General features: G+C 38.6%; 13 protein-coding genes, 3 tRNA genes and 1 pseudogene. 10 read left to right on the plus strand and 7 right to left on the minus strand.

Translation table 11 applies throughout. The features are described 5' to 3' along the window. Nucleotides 1–99 precede the first annotated feature (99 nt). Nucleotides 100–176: transfer RNA gene (locus tag PVV69_RS03150), tRNA-Arg, on the minus strand. A 384-nt stretch (nt 177–560) separates the two neighbouring features. Between PVV69_RS03150 and PVV69_RS03155 the strand changes: the two genes are divergently transcribed. From PVV69_RS03155 to PVV69_RS03170, 4 genes are all read left to right on the plus strand, one after another. After that, a complete protein-coding gene (locus PVV69_RS03155) occupies nt 561–1,703 on the plus strand; it encodes an efflux RND transporter periplasmic adaptor subunit (protein WP_273756403.1) in 1,143 nt (380 codons plus the stop codon). Beyond that, on the plus strand, nt 1,700–4,834 hold the full coding sequence (locus PVV69_RS03160) for an efflux RND transporter permease subunit (RefSeq protein ID WP_273756404.1): 3,135 nt from the start codon (nt 1,700–1,702) through the stop codon (nt 4,832–4,834). Before PVV69_RS03155 ends, PVV69_RS03160 begins: the two co-directional genes overlap by 4 nt. Before the next feature lie 191 nt (nt 4,835–5,025). Then, complete coding sequence (pgi, locus tag PVV69_RS03165) at nt 5,026–6,690, plus strand: glucose-6-phosphate isomerase (protein WP_273756405.1); 1,665 nt, start codon at nt 5,026–5,028, stop codon at nt 6,688–6,690. Between the two features lie 612 nt (nt 6,691–7,302). Further along, the gene (locus PVV69_RS03170) at nt 7,303–7,692 is read left to right on the plus strand and encodes a VOC family protein (protein WP_273756406.1); all 390 of its coding nucleotides are present in this window, start codon (nt 7,303–7,305) and stop codon (nt 7,690–7,692) included. 393 nt (nt 7,693–8,085) lie between these two features. Here PVV69_RS03170 and PVV69_RS03175 read toward each other — a convergent pair. Beyond that, a tRNA-Ser gene (locus PVV69_RS03175) sits at nt 8,086–8,175 on the minus strand. A gap of 301 nt (nt 8,176–8,476) precedes the next feature. Between PVV69_RS03175 and rplU the strand changes: the two genes are divergently transcribed. From rplU to PVV69_RS03195, 4 genes are all read left to right on the plus strand, one after another. After that, nucleotides 8,477–8,965, plus strand: coding sequence for a 50S ribosomal protein L21 (gene rplU / locus PVV69_RS03180; RefSeq protein WP_273756407.1), 489 nt, complete (start codon nt 8,477–8,479; stop codon nt 8,963–8,965). Between the two features lie 12 nt (nt 8,966–8,977). Further along, on the plus strand, nt 8,978–9,247 hold the full coding sequence (gene rpmA, locus PVV69_RS03185) for a 50S ribosomal protein L27 (protein ID WP_273720166.1): 270 nt from the start codon (nt 8,978–8,980) through the stop codon (nt 9,245–9,247). Between the two features lie 1,380 nt (nt 9,248–10,627). Continuing rightward, entirely contained in the window at nt 10,628–13,132 is a 2,505-nt protein-coding gene (gene ptsP / locus PVV69_RS03190) for a phosphoenolpyruvate--protein phosphotransferase (protein ID WP_273756408.1), read from the plus strand. Nucleotides 13,133–13,593: 461 nt separating this feature from the next. Then, nucleotides 13,594–13,683, plus strand: a tRNA-Ser gene (locus PVV69_RS03195). A 250-nt stretch (nt 13,684–13,933) separates the two neighbouring features. On the opposite strand, the gene PVV69_RS03200 is transcribed toward PVV69_RS03195, so the two are convergent. Genes PVV69_RS03200 through PVV69_RS03215 form a run of 4 tightly spaced genes read right to left on the minus strand, consistent with a single transcriptional unit; the run spans nt 13,934 to nt 15,161 of the window. Continuing rightward, nucleotides 13,934–14,146 carry a hypothetical protein gene (locus PVV69_RS03200; RefSeq protein ID WP_139413584.1) on the minus strand — a complete coding sequence of 71 codons (213 nt, stop codon included), beginning with the start codon at nt 14,144–14,146 and terminating at the stop codon, nt 13,934–13,936. After that, on the minus strand, nt 14,139–14,342 hold the full coding sequence (locus tag PVV69_RS03205; RefSeq protein ID WP_273756409.1) for a hypothetical protein: 204 nt from the start codon (nt 14,340–14,342) through the stop codon (nt 14,139–14,141). The genes PVV69_RS03200 and PVV69_RS03205 overlap by 8 nt, the downstream gene beginning before the upstream one ends. Further along, on the minus strand, nt 14,275–14,502 hold the full coding sequence (locus PVV69_RS03210; protein ID WP_273756410.1) for a hypothetical protein: 228 nt from the start codon (nt 14,500–14,502) through the stop codon (nt 14,275–14,277). The genes PVV69_RS03205 and PVV69_RS03210 overlap by 68 nt, the downstream gene beginning before the upstream one ends. After that, complete coding sequence (locus PVV69_RS03215) at nt 14,499–15,161, minus strand: lysozyme (protein WP_273756411.1); 663 nt, start codon at nt 15,159–15,161, stop codon at nt 14,499–14,501. Before PVV69_RS03215 ends, PVV69_RS03210 begins: the two co-directional genes overlap by 4 nt. 106 nt (nt 15,162–15,267) lie before the next feature. On the opposite strand from PVV69_RS03215, the gene PVV69_RS03220 reads away from it, so the two are divergent. Both PVV69_RS03220 and PVV69_RS03225 read left to right on the plus strand, forming a co-directional pair. Then, nucleotides 15,268–15,591, plus strand: coding sequence for a type II toxin-antitoxin system RelE/ParE family toxin (locus PVV69_RS03220; protein WP_273756412.1), 324 nt, complete (start codon nt 15,268–15,270; stop codon nt 15,589–15,591). Between the two features lie 12 nt (nt 15,592–15,603). Beyond that, complete coding sequence (locus PVV69_RS03225; protein ID WP_273756413.1) at nt 15,604–15,915, plus strand: DNA-binding protein; 312 nt, start codon at nt 15,604–15,606, stop codon at nt 15,913–15,915. A 69-nt stretch (nt 15,916–15,984) separates the two neighbouring features. On the opposite strand, the pseudogene PVV69_RS03230 reads toward PVV69_RS03225, so the two are convergent. After that, nucleotides 15,985–16,548 (minus strand): annotated as a pseudogene (locus PVV69_RS03230) (late control protein); the annotation flags it as partial.

Raw genomic sequence — 16,548 nt, forward strand, 5'->3', positions numbered from 1 at the left:
ATGATGCAATCTGACAACGCCATAAATACAATGGGAAATAGTTCAATAAAAGAAGTATTATTAAACCCCACTACTGAGGAAAATAGAGACTTATAAAAATGGCGCACCCGAAGAGATTCGAACTCCTGACCCCCAGATTCGTAGTCTGGTGCTCTATCCAGCTGAGCTACGGGTGCATAGATTTCCAATTTTCTATCTTACCTAAGACAAAGGGTTCCTAATCGTTTCATGAAGGAATTGCAAGCAAAACTTGGTGGAAATAAAAATTTTACCTCTCCGTTTATGATATATTTTTAAAAAGACTGCTCTATTTTTCAGGTTTTAGTTGGATTTTGAGACGGTTGTTTTTGTATTTTGTAAACAGTATCATTTAAGATGAACGATAGTTAACTTGACCTTTTCGTTTACGAAAGATAGTCAAACGAAACATGAGATACGTTTTTTGCGGTGGGGGCTAAGATGCGCTACCTGCAGTTCGGTTGTTGTATGAAACTCGGATGTTACTGTTAAGGACTGTTTCAGATAAATTTACATATTCATGACACAGCAAGGGTAGATGTATGAAGCTGTTTAAAAAAGCCTTTCCACTGGTATTTCTCGTTATCGTTTTGATGGTTACTTATTGGGCAGGCAAACAAAGTTCACAGCAACGCATTTCTGTAGTGGATAAAACGATAAATATATCGCATAAAACTTCAAAAATGCCTAGCGGTAGTCTGCCAACGCATGTTGTTGTTGATCTTGTAAAAATTAAAGATTTTTATGAACAGTTGAATGCGCTTGGCAGTGGACAAGCATTAGCTTTTGTAGAATTAACGCCTTGGTCATCAGGCATTGTTGATAAGATTTTTGTGTCAGCTGGTACGAAAGTACAAGTGGGTGATGTAATTGCAAAGCTTGATTCTAAAAAGGAAGAAATAGCAGTTGCAAAAGCAAAAGTACAACGTGATAATAGTGCGTTAACACTTTCACGTATTCTTAAATTACGTGCCAGCAAAACAGCAACAGAGGTTCAGGAGATTACTGCCCACTTAGAACTGGATAACGCAAATTTGGCTTTGCGTAATGCTGAGTTAGATCTTGATAGGCGAATAATTCGAGCACCAATTAGTGGAATTATTGGCATTTTACCCATTGGTGAAGGCAATGCTGTGACTCCCAATACCGTAATAGGTCGTATTGAGAATAGAGAACGTATTTTAGTCGATATATGGGTTCCTGAACGTTACATATCGCATATCCATAAAGGAGATGAAGTAACAGCGACATTAACAGCACAGCCTGATAAAATTTTTGTTGGTTATATTCATGCGATTGATAATATCGTTGATCCAGAAAGCCGTACACTTCATGTTCAGGTTAAAATCAAGAATGAAAAAGATACCTTCATGTCTGGTATGTCTTTTTCTATTGCTTTGCAATTTCATGGAGGTTCTTTCCCTGTTGTGAATCCTCTTGCAATTCAATGGAACAGCAAAGGATCATTTGTTTGGCGTGTGAGGGAGGGTAAGGTAGAATCCGTTCCAGTATCAATTATTCAGCATAAAGCAGATCAGGTATTTGTGAAAGCCTCCTTAAAAAATGGTGATCAAGTTGTCATACAGGGAGTGCAGATGCTTCATTCAGGAAGCCAAGTGATTATTGATGATCCAAAAACCGATCAACAGCAATTATCAACACTTCGTGAGCAGGATGTACAATGAGTCAAGAATTGAGCACCAAACATCCTTTAGCACAGGTCGAGCAAGGTGGGATGATTGCATTATTTATTCGCAGACCAGTTTTCACCTTTGTTTTGAATGCGATGATTATGATTGCAGGATTTGCTGCATGGTTGAATGTTGATGTACGCGAACTCCCCGATGTTGATACTCCAGTAACAACAATTATGACCACTTTTTCTGGTGCATCGGCGGAAACAATTGATCGAGAAATTACAAAAGTTATAGAAGATGCTGTTGCTCGTGTTTCAGGTGTTAAAACGATTTCTTCAAGTTCTTCTTTTGGCCGTTCTCGTGTAGAGGTTCATTTTAATGTTGGGGTTGATTTAAATATTGCAGCATCTGATATTCGTGATGCTCTCTCTCGTATTGCTTATTCTTTGCCTCCAAATGCTGATTCACCTATGATTATTAAAGCAGATTCGAATGCTGCTGCGATGATGTATTTGGTTGTGACTTCATCAACCATGAATATTGATGATTTAACAACGGTTGTAAATGACCAAATTGTCGATGCACTGTCCGCTGTTGATGGTGTTGGTGATGTACAGGTTGATAGTGCTGGTACAAAGATTTTTCAAATTGATGTTGATCAAGCAAAGCTTGCTAGCTATGGGTTAACTGTAGCAGATATTTCACGTGTACTTTCTGATATGGCAACGGATGTACCGGTAGGGTCATTACGTAATTCTAAGCAGACTTTAATTGTACGTGCTACCGCGCGTTTAACGACATCAGAAGCTTTTGAACAAGTTGTTTTAAAACCACATGTGCATCTTGGTGATGTTGCGCATGTTACTTTATCACCTGATGTGGAAACGGTTATTCTTCGTATCAATGGAAAGACAGGCATTGGGTTGGGGATTGTGCGTAAAGCACAATCCAATACCCTTAATATTTCTCAAGGTGTTCGAGAAGCTCTTGATCATCTTAAAACTGTTGTTCCTTCTTCTGTGCATATGAGTGTTATTAGTGATGATGCACTTTTTATTAAAAGTGCACTTCATGAGGTTGAGGTTGCACTGATTATTGCTATTCTCAGCGTTATCTTAGTTATTTTTCTCTTTCTGAGAGATATTCGTGTAACACTTATTCCCGCTTTATCTATTCCTGTTGCTTTGATTGGTACAATTGCTGCCATTTATCTTGTAGGATTTTCGTTAAATATTCTCACATTTTTGGGACTTGTTTTGGCAACAGGGCTCGTGGTGGATGATGCGATTGTTGTGCTTGAGAATATTGTTCGGTGGCGTAATATGGGATTAGGTTCTCGGGCAGCAGCAGTGTTAGGAACAAGGGAAGTATTTTTTGCTGTTTTAGCAACAACATTAACTCTCGTTGCTGTTTTTGTGCCTATTTCATTTCTTCCTGGGCAAGTAGGGGGACTTTTTAGAGAATTTGGTTTTGTATTAGCAATTTCGATTCTACTTTCTTCTATTGTAGCTTTGACGCTTTGTCCCATGTTAGCTTCACGCTTTCTTAAGGGACATGTTGAGGGTAATGGAGAAGGGGAACATTACTTTGCTTTTCTGGATAAATTAGGCTCTTTTTTTAGCAAATGGTATGCTTATAGTTTGCATAAATGTTTAGAAAGGCCTTGGACAGTTGTTTTTGCTTCGCTTATTTTTGCGTGTCTTTGTGTTGGAGGCTATACGAAATTACAACAGGAATTAACACCAGCAGAAGATAGGGCTCTTATCTTTTTAGTCATTAATGGACCACAGGGTATTTCAACACAATATCTCAATGAGCAAGTAGAGCAGATTGAAGCAAGTTTACAACCTTTACGTGATGCTGGAGAGATTGTTAATAGCTACTCTATTGCGGGGGTTGGGGGTTCGCCCAATACTGCTTTTTTGGTTTTGTTGCTTTCATCTTGGGATAAACGCTTGCGTAGTCAACAAGAGATTGTAAAAGATGTTAATGCAAAGGTAAGACAGTTTCCAGCAGTTTTTGTGTTTGCAGCGCAGGGAAATTCTTTAGGTGTGAGAGGAACAGGGCAAGGGTTGCAATTTGCAATTCTTGGCAATGATTACACAAAATTGCAGCCAATTGCTGATCAGCTTGTGAGTGCCCTACAAGCTGATCCACATTTTATTCGTCCACGTCTTACTGTTGATGCAACGCAACCACAATTTTTTATTGAAATGAATCGAGAAAAAGCTGCGGATTTAGGGATTGATATCACTAATTTGGGCAATACATTACAAGCAATGTTGGATGGTAAAAAGATAGGTTCCATCTATGTAGATGATCATTCTTATGATGTTAAACTGACTTCGCGGAAGAATCCTATGAGAAGTCCTCATGATTTGGAAAATATCTTTTTAAAAACAAAAGGAAAACAATATGTTCCTTTATCTGTCGTTGCAAATTTACATGAAAAAGCTATTGCGCCCCAATTAAAACGGGAAAAACGTATGAATGCTGTTATTTTAAGTGCCAATCTTGCTCCAGGGGTTGTTTTAGGGGACGCTTATCAGACTGTACAAAAAATTGCTGCTCCTCTGTTATCAAAAGGGAACTATGTGGTTCCTTTAGGGGAGGCGGCAACGCTTGATGAAACATCTTCCAATTTTATGATTGTATTTGGAATTGCCTTTGTGATTATTCTCTTGGTTTTAGCTGCACAGTTTGAAAGTTTTATTTCAGGATTTATTATCATGGCGACCGTACCATTAGGGATTGGTTGCGCTGTGATTGCTATGTTGTTGAGCGGTGTCAGCCTTAATATTTACAGTCAAATTGGCTTGATTTTGTTGATTGGAGTTATGGCCAAAAATGGTATCCTCATTGTTGAGTTTGCAGATCAATTACGAAATCAAGGCAAAACTGTTCGTGAGGCTATAGAAGAAGCGGCAAATATTCGTCTTCGTCCAGTTTGTATGACGATGATTTGTGCCATTTTAGGAGGAATTCCTTTAGTATTAGCCAAAGGTGCTGGTGCCGAAGCACGTGTAGCTTTAGGTTGGGTTATTGTTGGTGGTCTGGGTTTAGCAACTATTTTTACGTTGTACGTCACACCGGTTGTTTATCTTTTTCTTGGAAGTTTTGTAAGGCCAAAAGCAGAAGAAGCGGTACGTTTAGCAACAGAACTCAGCCAAGTTGAATGATACATTTGATAAAAAAATTGAGAAGTTTTTTATTTGTTTTAAAAATGTCGTTTTCGGGTCTTATTTTTCTTCTTTATACCCCTTCATTTTGTATGTGAGCAGTAAAAGGATGAGTAATAAAGGAGGTATTCACTATTTTATGATGCGTTTTGTGTGTAGATTTCATTGTCATAACTGTACGGGATAAATCTATGAAAGATCGTTTGTCGCTACGGAACGAGAAAGCTTTTGAGGGTATTTTGAAGGCTTTAAGAGAACACGCTACAAAGGATGGTGTGAGTGACATCCGTAGGCATTTTTTGGAAGATAAACAGCGTTTTTCCCATTTTTTTTTAAGACTTGACGATCTCCTTTTTGATTTTTCAAAATGTGGCGTAACGTTTAAAACATTGCAACTCCTAGATGATTTGGCTGTTGCAGCAGATGTGTTAGGCAGGCGTGAAGCAATGTTTTCGGGGCAGGCTATTAATACAACGGAAAAGCGCTCAGTTCTTCATATTGCACTCCGTTTACCTGCTGATGAAGTTTTCATGTTGGATGGCCATGATTTGATTCAGGATATTCAAGCTGTTCTCCATGATATGGAGAGATTTTCTGAAAGAGTGCGTGATGGCAGCTATAAGGGGCATGGTGGTGAGAAGATAACCGATATTGTAAATATTGGTATTGGTGGTTCTGATCTTGGACCGGCGATGGTTACACGTGCATTAAAACCTTATCATGATGGTCCCCATTGCCATTTTGTTTCTAATGCGGATAGTGCAGATATTTTTGATGTTCTCTCTGTTTTGAATCCAGCAACAACACTATTTGTCATTGCTTCTAAAACTTTTACAACGGCTGAAACAATGGCAAATGCTCAAGTTGCACGTCAATGGATTCGTTCACATTTAGGGGAAACGGCTGTTTGTAAACATTTTGTTGCTGTTTCGAGTGTCCTTGATAAAGTAGAGGAATTTGGCATAGATTCTTCGAGAGTTTTTCGATTTTGGGATTGGGTTGGAGGCCGTTATTCAATTTGGTCAGCTATTGGTCTTGTTGTGATGTTAGCAATAGGGGGGCATAATTTTCGTCAGTTTCTCCAAGGCGCTCTCCAAATGGATCAGCATTTTAAAACAATGGCTTTCCATAAAAATATTCCTATTCGCTTCGCACTTTTAGGATTTTGGCATCGTGTTATTTGTGGTTATTCATCGCGTGCTGTTATTCCCTATGCACAACGTTTAGAGCATTTTCCAGCTTATTTACAGCAACTTGATATGGAGTCCAACGGTAAGCAAGTTTCTTTGGAAGGCAAACCATTAAATTTTTCAAGTGGTCCAGTTGTTTGGGGAGATTCAGGAACCAATGGACAACATGCTTTTTTTCAGCTTCTGCATCAAGGAACAGATGTTATTCCTGTAGAATTTATTTTGTTTATCAAAGGGCATGAGCAAAATTTATGTCCTATGCATGATATGTTGATAGCAAACTGCTTAGCGCAATCCAAGGCCTTAATGAAAGGACGCAGTGTCGAAGATACGCGGCGTATTCTTTTAAAAAATGGCATTGATGCGTGTGAAGCGGATAAATTAGCACTTCATAGAAGCTTTGCAGGAAACCGCCCCAGTATTATGTTGATTCAGGATTTATTGACACCTTTTGCGCTCGGTCGTCTCATCGCACTTTATGAGCATCGTATTTTTGTCGAAGGTATTTTAATGGACATTAATTCATTTGATCAATGGGGGGTTGAGCTTGGTAAAGAATTAGCAGATGAATTGTTACCAATACTTCGCGGAGAAAATAAAGCAGATAAACGCGATAGCTCAACATTAGGATTGTTAGCACATATTCAGGCAAGACGTGCAAAATAACGCAGAATCCATTGTGTACCACCATCTTTACGCTTATGAGAGAGTAAGCCCGCATCATTCTATTTATCAGCTCAAAATATTGCGATAATCCTTGTATTTAATAGTCTATAAAGAGCTTTTAATTTCTTAATTCACACCCTCATCCTCAGCTTATGACGTAAAAGGAGAGCACTTTACAATATTCGAGACTGTCATTTAACATGCAAAAAGGTAAATTACCATTATAAATCAATACAGTGTCGCAACATAAGTTATAGTAATTCTAAATCAGGTGGAAAAGGGATTTATGAGAGAAGAATGCGTTATAATTCACCATTTTATGTACATTTATCATTCATAGATTGTTTGTTAATTGAATTTTAGCAGCAGAAAATCAACAAAGAGCGGACAATCATAAAAAATTAAAATCGGTTGATCCTATCACATCAGCAGCTGCTTATATTGGTGGTAAAATCAGGTTAGAGAAGACTATAAAGTAGTGGCTTCGAGCAATAAGCGAGTAAAAAGATATAAATAGAGCACACTGCGAATGGAAGCATCACAAACTCTTATTGAGATATCCTCTAATAGGTATATCGTGTCAAGCAACAGCTACTAAATCACGGAGGATTTATGAGTAATATTTCTACTTATCCTGTTACCCCAAACCTACAGTTAGTATACGTATCAAACGTAGAGTATTCTACTGCTTTTTACAAATTCATCTTTAAGAAAGAGCCTGTATTCATTTCGCCACGCTATGTTGCATTTGCTTCTTCGTGTGATGCACTCTTTGCACTTTGGTCTGGGGGTGATACGCCTGAGGAAAATGTGCCTCGTTTTTCAGAAATTGGTATTATGTTGCCTACTGGAGAAGATGTAGATAAGCTCTATGCGGAATGGCAAGAGCAAACCACTGTTGAGATAAATGTCTTGAAGGAACCATATACTGACATATTTGGACGTACCTTCCTCATCAAAGATCCCGACGGCCACATTATTCGTGTTTGTCCACTAGATTAAATTGAAGCACAATTCGGTCAACTTGACCGAATTCTTCAAAATTTCTTTTGTTTTTTAATAACGTGCCAGAAATCCAAAAAGCCTTCAGCCAATTTACACTGAAAGAAATCATAGCATTTTATGTATGCTGCTTCTCAAATAATGTAATTCCTATAATACGATTTCTGTTGATGACCTACTCTCAAAAATTGTGACCTTTAAAAGAAAAAAAGACTTGTTAAAGGGATTTTAAATGATCTCTGAAAGGTCCCTGAAAATCCTTTGAGAACCCCTTAAAAAACTTTGAAAAGAATAACATTGATACAAAACTAGGTGTCAAAATATACAAAATCTGCCGGCAAGCTACACACATGCATTAAAAATAATTTAAAAAAGATACTTTATTGAGCGCTTTGGCGGAGAGAGAGGGATTTGAACCCCCGATAGAGTTGCCCCTATGCCGCATTTCGAGTGCGGTGCTTTCAACCACTCAGCCATCTCTCCGTATAAAAGCACAACAAGATTTATACTATCATAAGTATATGACGGGTAGATAAACTTCAATTGCTCCTAGTACAACCCTTTTTTGTTTTTTTATGGGGGTTTATTGACAGAGAAGAGAAATTCCGTCATATATGCGAAATACAAGCGCGGAGAAATCTGCGCATATTTGTGTTTAGAGGGGTATTTTATCCTTCTTTTAAAATTGATTACGACTGATAAAAAGCGGCCTATTTTTCCTTATTGACAAGGTAGAAATTCAATAAGAGTTAAATAAGAGCTGGAGTGAACGAAAGGATAAAAAATGTTCGCAGTCATTAAAACTGGTGGTAAGCAATACCGCGTTATTGCTAACCAAGTGGTGAGAGTTGAAAAAATTATTGGCACTGCCGGTGACATCATTGAATTTAATGATGTATTGATGGTAGGGCAAGAGGGTGATGCGGTTATTGGTGCTCCTGTTGTTGCGGATGCTTTAGTTACGGCTGAAATTGTAGAGCAAATACGTGGACGTAAGGTTATTGCATTTAAGAAGCGTCGTCGTCAAAATTCGAAACGTACGCGTGGTCATCGCCAAGAGCTAACAACACTGCGTATTTTAGAAGTTTTAATGGGTGGTGCAAAACCTAAAAAAGCAGCAACAAAACCAATTAAAGAAAAAGAAGAAGCAACTGCATTAAAAGAGGAAACAAAAGCGGTTCCTTCTGTTAAAAAAACAGCTAAGAAAGCAGCTGAAAAAAAGACTATGCCGCCCCAAAAAGCGGCAGGAGCATCAAAGAATAAAGAAGATTAAAGGAGAACGTCCATGGCACATAAAAAAGCTGGTGGTTCCTCGCGTAATGGTCGCGATTCAGAATCGAAACGTCTTGGCGTTAAAAAATTTGGTGGTGAAGCCGTTATCGCTGGAAATATTATTATTCGCCAGCGTGGTACACGCTGGCATCCTGGTAACAATGTTGGTATTGGAAAAGACCATACCCTTTTTGCACTGTCAAATGGCGTAGTTTCTTTTCAAAGAAAAGCCAATAATCGTTCCTATGTTTCGGTCATTCCTGTGGGAGAGGCATCAGAATAGATTATAATATTTTCTATATAAGCCGAAATTTCATTGGAATTTAGTGGTAAGATCATGAATATTAAAAAGGGAAAGATAGGATACTATCTTTCCCTTTTTTTGTTGATGGTATAATAAACACAGAAGCATGTAGATAATTGAAACGGTAGAATTTAGGCAACTATTTTTCTCAAATAATGAAAAAATGACGACTCTATTGAGTTTGTAATGAAGACGTTGATACGGTGATAGAACTTTCCGATAAGTTGGTGTATAATATGAGTAAGAAGATTTTTTCTTTTGACGTGCAAAAAATGCTCAATAATTTATCTTTTCAGAGAATTTTAGAGAAATTTGATGGGAATATTTGCTTGATCATTTGGGTAAGGGTGAACAAATTTGCAGAGGTTAAGGGTGTACATAAATATTCTTTAAACGGTTATAGATATTGATGGGGTTATCCGTTTGGGAGAGAAAAAATATTTAAAAGAGGTTATACAAAGTGTTGATCAAAACTATTTTGAAATGAAATGTTTTTAGGGAAGGACCATCTAGAAGAGGGGAAATCACCTTTAAGGAGTCGTGGTTTGAGATGATCGAAATGACAGGTATGTAATCAGTGATATCGAGGTTTTTTTGATCTATCTATTATGGGATGTTATGAATATAAATTCTATCAGTATTTAAGAGAAGATTGATCTAAGCTAAAAGCGTTTTTCATTTTATAATTTTATTTTCTTTAGCAATCTCACATATTTTTAGGGAGAGATACTTAACTGGTGCGGAGACAGAGGGGCTATGTGGTTGCATTATTGATTTGAGAAAGGAAAACATATGATATCGTTAAAATGATATGGTGAGGATTTTATGTTATGAGATATTTAGCGACGCCGGATTTTAAAGAGGAAAATGACGTGGAGGTATTTGTGTTCTGTAGTGGATCAGAGAGAAGCAAAGAGAGAAATATGGCTTGCTGAGTTGAGAGGAGATCAGTTAAAGTTGCAGATGATGGGGGAATGGCTTTCTTAGTAATGGGGAATAATAACAAGTTATATAGAGTAACTTGGGAGAGTGGGAGCATTTTTTAAAATAGTTTTTTAGTAAGTTGGGTATGTAAAGAGCGGGGCATTTGTCTTTGTGAAGTACAGAAGGAAAATCATATTTGCCTATGATAGTTTTAGGGCAATTTTGGTGCTGTTGTTTTCCAATTATTGAATCAGTCATGTTGGGGCATTTGGATGCTTTACTTAAGTTATCTTCTGTATAACAGAGGCAAATTGTAGTGTTATTGATCGTTTGTATTTTTGAAAACTGCGGCTTTGAAATGAAATTGATCAGACAGATTCATACTTAAATGTGAGGCAGTTTAAATTTATTATGAGACGTGAGGAAGTGGAGGCAATGGATACAGATTTTAATGAGGGTGAAATCTTGTCTGTCAGATCTGTACAGCTTGCAGCTACTTTTGATCATAAGCATGATGTGATCCATGCTGCTGCTGAATTGCTTGTGCAGGTTGGTGCTGTTAACAAATGTTATCTAGCAAGTATGCTCAAACGTGAATCAATAACGAATACTTGGTTTGGGAATGGTATAGCAATTCCCCACGGAATGTTTGAAAGTGGTGATTTGATTATCAGGGATGCTATTGCTGTTATACAGATTCCTGCTGGTGTTGAGTGGTGGGATGGAAATAAGGCGCGTTTGGTTATTGCCATTGCTGCTTGTGCGGATCGCTATAGAGAAATTTGCCAACAGTTAACACCTCTTTTATTTGATAAGGAACGGCTTGAAACACTTTTGACAACTGCTGACAAACAACAGATTGTCACAACTCTTTTTGGTAAGGACATGAAAATAGGAAAGGCATCTATAGGTGATCTTTCAGTGTGTCTAGCATGGACTTTAGATTATCCAAGTGGTCTTCATGCGCGCCCAGCTTCTCTTTGGGTTGATTTTGCGAAAAAAGTTCAAAGCTCTATCAGAGTTCGCCACGGTCAATATGCCGTTGAAATGAAAAATTTGGTTGGTTTATTGCAATTAGGAGCAAAAAACGGTGATGTTCTCATTTTTTCAACGGATGCTGTAGAAGGTACACAACTTCTTAAGAATGCGATTTCTGTTGTGAAGAAAGTGAGTATAAGTGAAAAGTGTATGGTGAGAGAAATGGAATCTCAAACAAAGACTTTTCATGGTTGGTATCCACGTTTCAGACAAAAAGAGATCTCTGGTGTTGGGGCAAGTTCAGGGTTAGCTTTTGGCAAGATTTTTGTTTTAAAGCAAAACGATATTTCCATAATAGATCAGCCAATAGGTTTTGCAGCTGGTGCAGCGTGTCTTGAAAATGCTCTTACAAAAACAAAACATAAAATGGCATCTGTTATTGCTGATATTACAGCACGTATGGGTGCAGATTCGGCTGCGATTTTTTCTGCACAAATGGTTTTGCTTGAAGATGAAAATTTGATAGCTCAGGCTTATCGTTTTATGGCAGAAGGTCATGGTGTCGCTTGGTCTTGGGATAGAGCAGTTCGGCAATTTACAGATATGTTCTCTAAGATAGACAATCCTATATTAGCAGGACGTGCTGTTAATTTAATTGATGTTGGTCGTCGTGTTTTAGGAGAAATCAATCCATCCTATAGATCATTCTTTTTAAATGATATTCCACGCGGTGTTATTCTGGTTACGGGTGATCTCTCTCCTTCTGATGTAGCGCAGCTTGATTGTACAAAAGTACAAGGGTTAGCAACGGCATGGGGAGGTCCACTCTCTCATACGTCTATTTTGGCACGTACCCTTGGTATTCCGATGGTTGTCGCTATGGGTGTAGATATTTTATCAGTTGAGTGTGGTGTCCAAGCTATTATTGATGGCGATAACGGGTTTGTTTATCTTGATCCTGCTGCTGAAGATGTTGAGGATGCTCAAAGGCAGATAAGTATTGCCACGCAAAAGCGTGTCCATGAGATAGGTGTGTGTAAATTACCAATACAAACGACAGATGGCCAAAGAATTCGTATCATGGCTAATGTCAACTACGCAAATCAGGTTCCTATTGCACTAGATTTAGGGGCTGAGGGTGTTGGGCTCATGCGTACAGAATTTTTGTTTTTAGATAGTCCACATATTCCAGATGAAGACGCACAATTTGATGTGTACCGTGCGATGATTGCAGCAGTAGGAGATAAGCCATTAATTGTTCGTGCACTTGATATTGGTGGGGATAAACAGGTTACACATTTACATTTGTCTAAAGAGGACAACCCCTTTTTGGGTGTTAGGGGAACGCGGCTTTTGTTGCGACGGCGTGATCTTTTGGTTCCTCAGTTACGTGCTCTCTATCGAGTTGCAAAAGAAGGTGGAGATCTATGGATTCTGTTTCCAATGGTCATGTCTGTTTCAGAAATTTTGTCTATAAAAAAGATCACAGAAGAAATTCGCAACGATATTGATGCACCAAAATTAAAGCTTGGTATTATGATTGAAGTTCCAGCAGCTGCCATTATGGCAGATGTTTTAAGTGCTTATGTTGATTTTTTTTCGATTGGAACCAATGACTTAACACAATATACAATGGCTGTTGATAGACAGAATCCTTATCTCGTTTCTGAAGCTGATAGTCTTGATCCAGCAGTTTTACGCATGATACATCAAACTGTTCAAGGTGCAGAAAAACACGGGTGTTGGGTTAGTGTTTGTGGCGGTATGGCTGGCGATCCTTTTGCAGCAATGATTTTGACTGGATTGGGAATTAATGAACTTTCTATGATATCCTGTGATATTGCTTCAGTCAAAGCGTGTTTGCAAGCTCATAGTTTTGAAGATATGAAAATTTTAGCAAAAAAAGCATTACAGTGTGAGACTGCGCGAGCTGTACGCACCCTTAGCAATGATATAAAGTAATAAGAAACTTTAAGAGGAAGAGAGTGCGCCGAATTGCAATTTGAAAAAGCAAGCGCATTATGAATTGTTTTTGTTAGAATGAATTTTATTATATCTATGAAGCATATTTAAATGTTGGAGAACGACAGATTAATACAGCCTTTTATTTAGCTGATTATGAGAGGCAATGAGTGATAACGGGTTTTGAGTAATGCTTTGTTAAAAAAACATTAGGCAGTATAATCAATAATAGTGTTATTCATGAGTAAAAAGATAGCGTGTGAGCTAGAACTGACTGATTTATTAGTGATCATATTTAGCTGTCTATATCCACGGAAAAATTTTCTTCTTAAAAGGAGAAGATGTGCTTGTATTTCAATAAGTATCCCATCTTATTTTGGTAAATAAAGTTGTTTTTAAATTTTGAGTATATAGTTTAGGCTTGCACGTTATTTCTTTCTGGGTATAGTGTTCAAACCTCTGGAGAGGTGGCCGAGTGGTTGAAGGCGCACGCCTGGAACGCGTGTATATGAGAAATCATATCGAGGGTTCGAATCCCTCTCTCTCCGCCATCCAATTTTCTTCTATGTATAACATATTGATTCTTTGTAATCTTTTTAAAGGTTCGGGAGCGTTAACAAAAGTTCGGGAATAGGATTTTCCAACATACCGTTACAAAGCTCATCTTTTTCCTCCAACATTTTCTAATAATTCTTTGAAATCCACTATTTTAAATGTGTAAAGCTATTATTGATAGCCTCCATGAGACGTGCAAAATTAAGAAACCATTTTCTAAAGAATTTCGCGCGTCTCAGAGTATGTTTAGAGTCGGATATTTGGTTTTTGTGTAAAAATACTCTCTATGGCATCTAGGATACGTGAAAAATCAAGCGCTAATAAGAGTATAATAAGTACAATCCATTTCGTATAACGCGACATCACTTTTACACTTTTGTAGGTCATGATGATTTCTTGAAGGATTTCTTTTTCCGCTTCTGTAAGCTCTATATCGTCTCTTGTTTTTCTTCTAGCCATGTTCCCATCCACACAAACGTTCACCTAGGGTGTTATGTTTTAAGATATCTCTTGCTAAGTTTGAACTGATAACGTTAACATCTTGCCTCTCTAAATAAATAGGCAACCAACCAACACAAGAGACATACTTATTTGTCGCGCAACCAGCGAGAGAGAGCAGTGCGCACATCAGCATCGCTTTTCTGATTAACTTCATTTTCCACCTCCAGCCGTGTTGTTGCTGCTTTTAAAGTTTTTTCTGTTTGCTTTTGCTGTTCACTCTTTTTGCCAAGGGTAAAAGCTTTGGCCAAAGCCATAAAAAAAGCGGCTAGTGCCGCACCTGTGAGCAAGAGATTTTTTTTCATCCAGAACATCATAGGCGGTGCTCTTGAAAACGTTTAGCAACAAAGAAAATACCAGCACATGCCGCTAAGATCATAATGGTTGCCAAAGCCCATTGCACTGGACCATTGCCTGCTAGTAAGCCGCCAAGACCTGAGAAAGAACCAATAATTGGTGCAATGGCTTCGGCTTTGAAAAGCCCTGTTGGTGCTTGTGTTTCTACGGTTTGATAGTTGGAGGAAACAAATGCCCCTTTCGCCCACAAGCCTGCTTCTGCGACACGTCGGTGGACAAGACCTTGCAAGCGCTTACCACCGGCTTTGGTCCATTTCTGTAATTCGGTTGGGATTGCTTCATATTCACCGTTATTGAGTTTTTTTAATAGGGTCGAATTGCAAAAGGCTCCTGTTCCTACATTATAGCAAAAGGAGACCAAGGCTGCGAATTGTTCATCGGTTAAGGAAACTTGAACCGCTTGTTCAACGGTATTTTCAAATTGTCTTAAATCTTGGCGAAGAAGTTCTTCGGCTTGTTTTTCGGTCATTGTCATGCCTTTGTGGACAAAAGGTTTGCCAGCACTGTTGGTATGTCCATAACCGATTGTCCATACACCAATGGCGTCTTTATAGGCATTCAAACGCAAGCCTTCCCATTGTTTGATGAGTGTAAGACCCTCTTGTGATATTTTTCGCATAAAATTCTCCATAAAAAAAGCCCCACACAAGGTGAGGCTGAGTGAAAATCTAAAAATAAATTTCTTTCTATCTTGACAAATATTCGTTTATAAACGAATATAGATTATGTTTGAAATACGTCACTACCTTACCTCTGATGGCAAAGACTTGATAACTGATTGGCTGCGAAAGCTGCGTGATGTGCAGGCTAAAGCTGCAATTATTCGCCGTCTTAATCGTTTAGAGCAAGGAAACTTTGGCGATTTCAAACCGCTTCGTGATGGTGTCTATGAATTGCGTATGAATATTGGTCCTGGTTACCGCGTTTATTATGCCCAGTCTGGCAAGACCGTATTATTGCTCTTATGCGGTGGTACTAAAAAAACACAAGACACTGATATCACTCGCGCATGTGCTTGCTGGCGTGATTGGCAAAACCGTAAAGATTAAAGGAGTGTAAGAATGAAAGACCGTAACCATGATGATGCGATGGCAGAAATATTCTATGATGATCCTGAGTTGGTAGCAGCTACCCTTGATGCTATCTTAGCAGATGGTGACCAGGGGGAATTGCTTGTAACACTTCGTCAAATGGCAAAAGCTTATGGTGGTGTTCAAGCTGTCGCTAAAGCAGCCAACCTGAATCCAACACAGCTTTACCGGACACTTTCAGAAAAAGGTAATCCAGAGCTCCGCAGTTTAAATGTTTTGCTGCGTACTATGGGGCTTCGCTTGGCTGTACAACCTCTTGAACGATCTGTTCCACACACTTGATATCAGCGTTGAGTATAGTAAATATTTGCTAGCCCTAAACAACAGTGTTTTACGGAAAATCATGATAATCTATTCTATATCTTCTTTATCCATATGGATGACGCCGTCTCCTTCGTCGCATGCATTGGGTGGGGCGTTTGGATCAAGGGTATCGTCTTTGTCTGGTGTGGTGTTTGCTACGTTTTTTGCAGCATCTTCTTGGGCTTTATCAAAAAGTTCGCACTCTATTTTTGTTGTATACCCACCTGCCTTATCAAGCTTGTGTTTGACACTTTTGATGCGCCATTCTGCTGGAATATAGGGGCGAAAAGGGGGCTCTTGAATAAGCTTTGCTTCTGCTTGCACAAAGGGATCACCACCGATATCACATGAGAAAGAAGATTTCCCACGTGATGATTTGTTGCAATAAGCAGCAATGGCCGCAACCGCTTCTGATTGGTTATGGTAGGTATATTTGAGTTCATGAAACGGCGGATTACCAACTTTGACTTCTTTTTTTTCACCAGTGCGGATATCATGATAGGTTGCGAGAACACCGCCTTTCTTCTCTTTGTCTTCCTCTTCTTTCTCAGGTGTTGTTTCTGCTTTTTCCGATTCAGATGATGATGCTCTGTCACTGTCATCCATATGGAT

Origin of the sequence: Bartonella sp. MM73XJBT, assembly GCF_028618465.1 — a bacterium.
Classification (GTDB): Bacteria; Pseudomonadota; Alphaproteobacteria; order Rhizobiales; family Rhizobiaceae; genus Bartonella.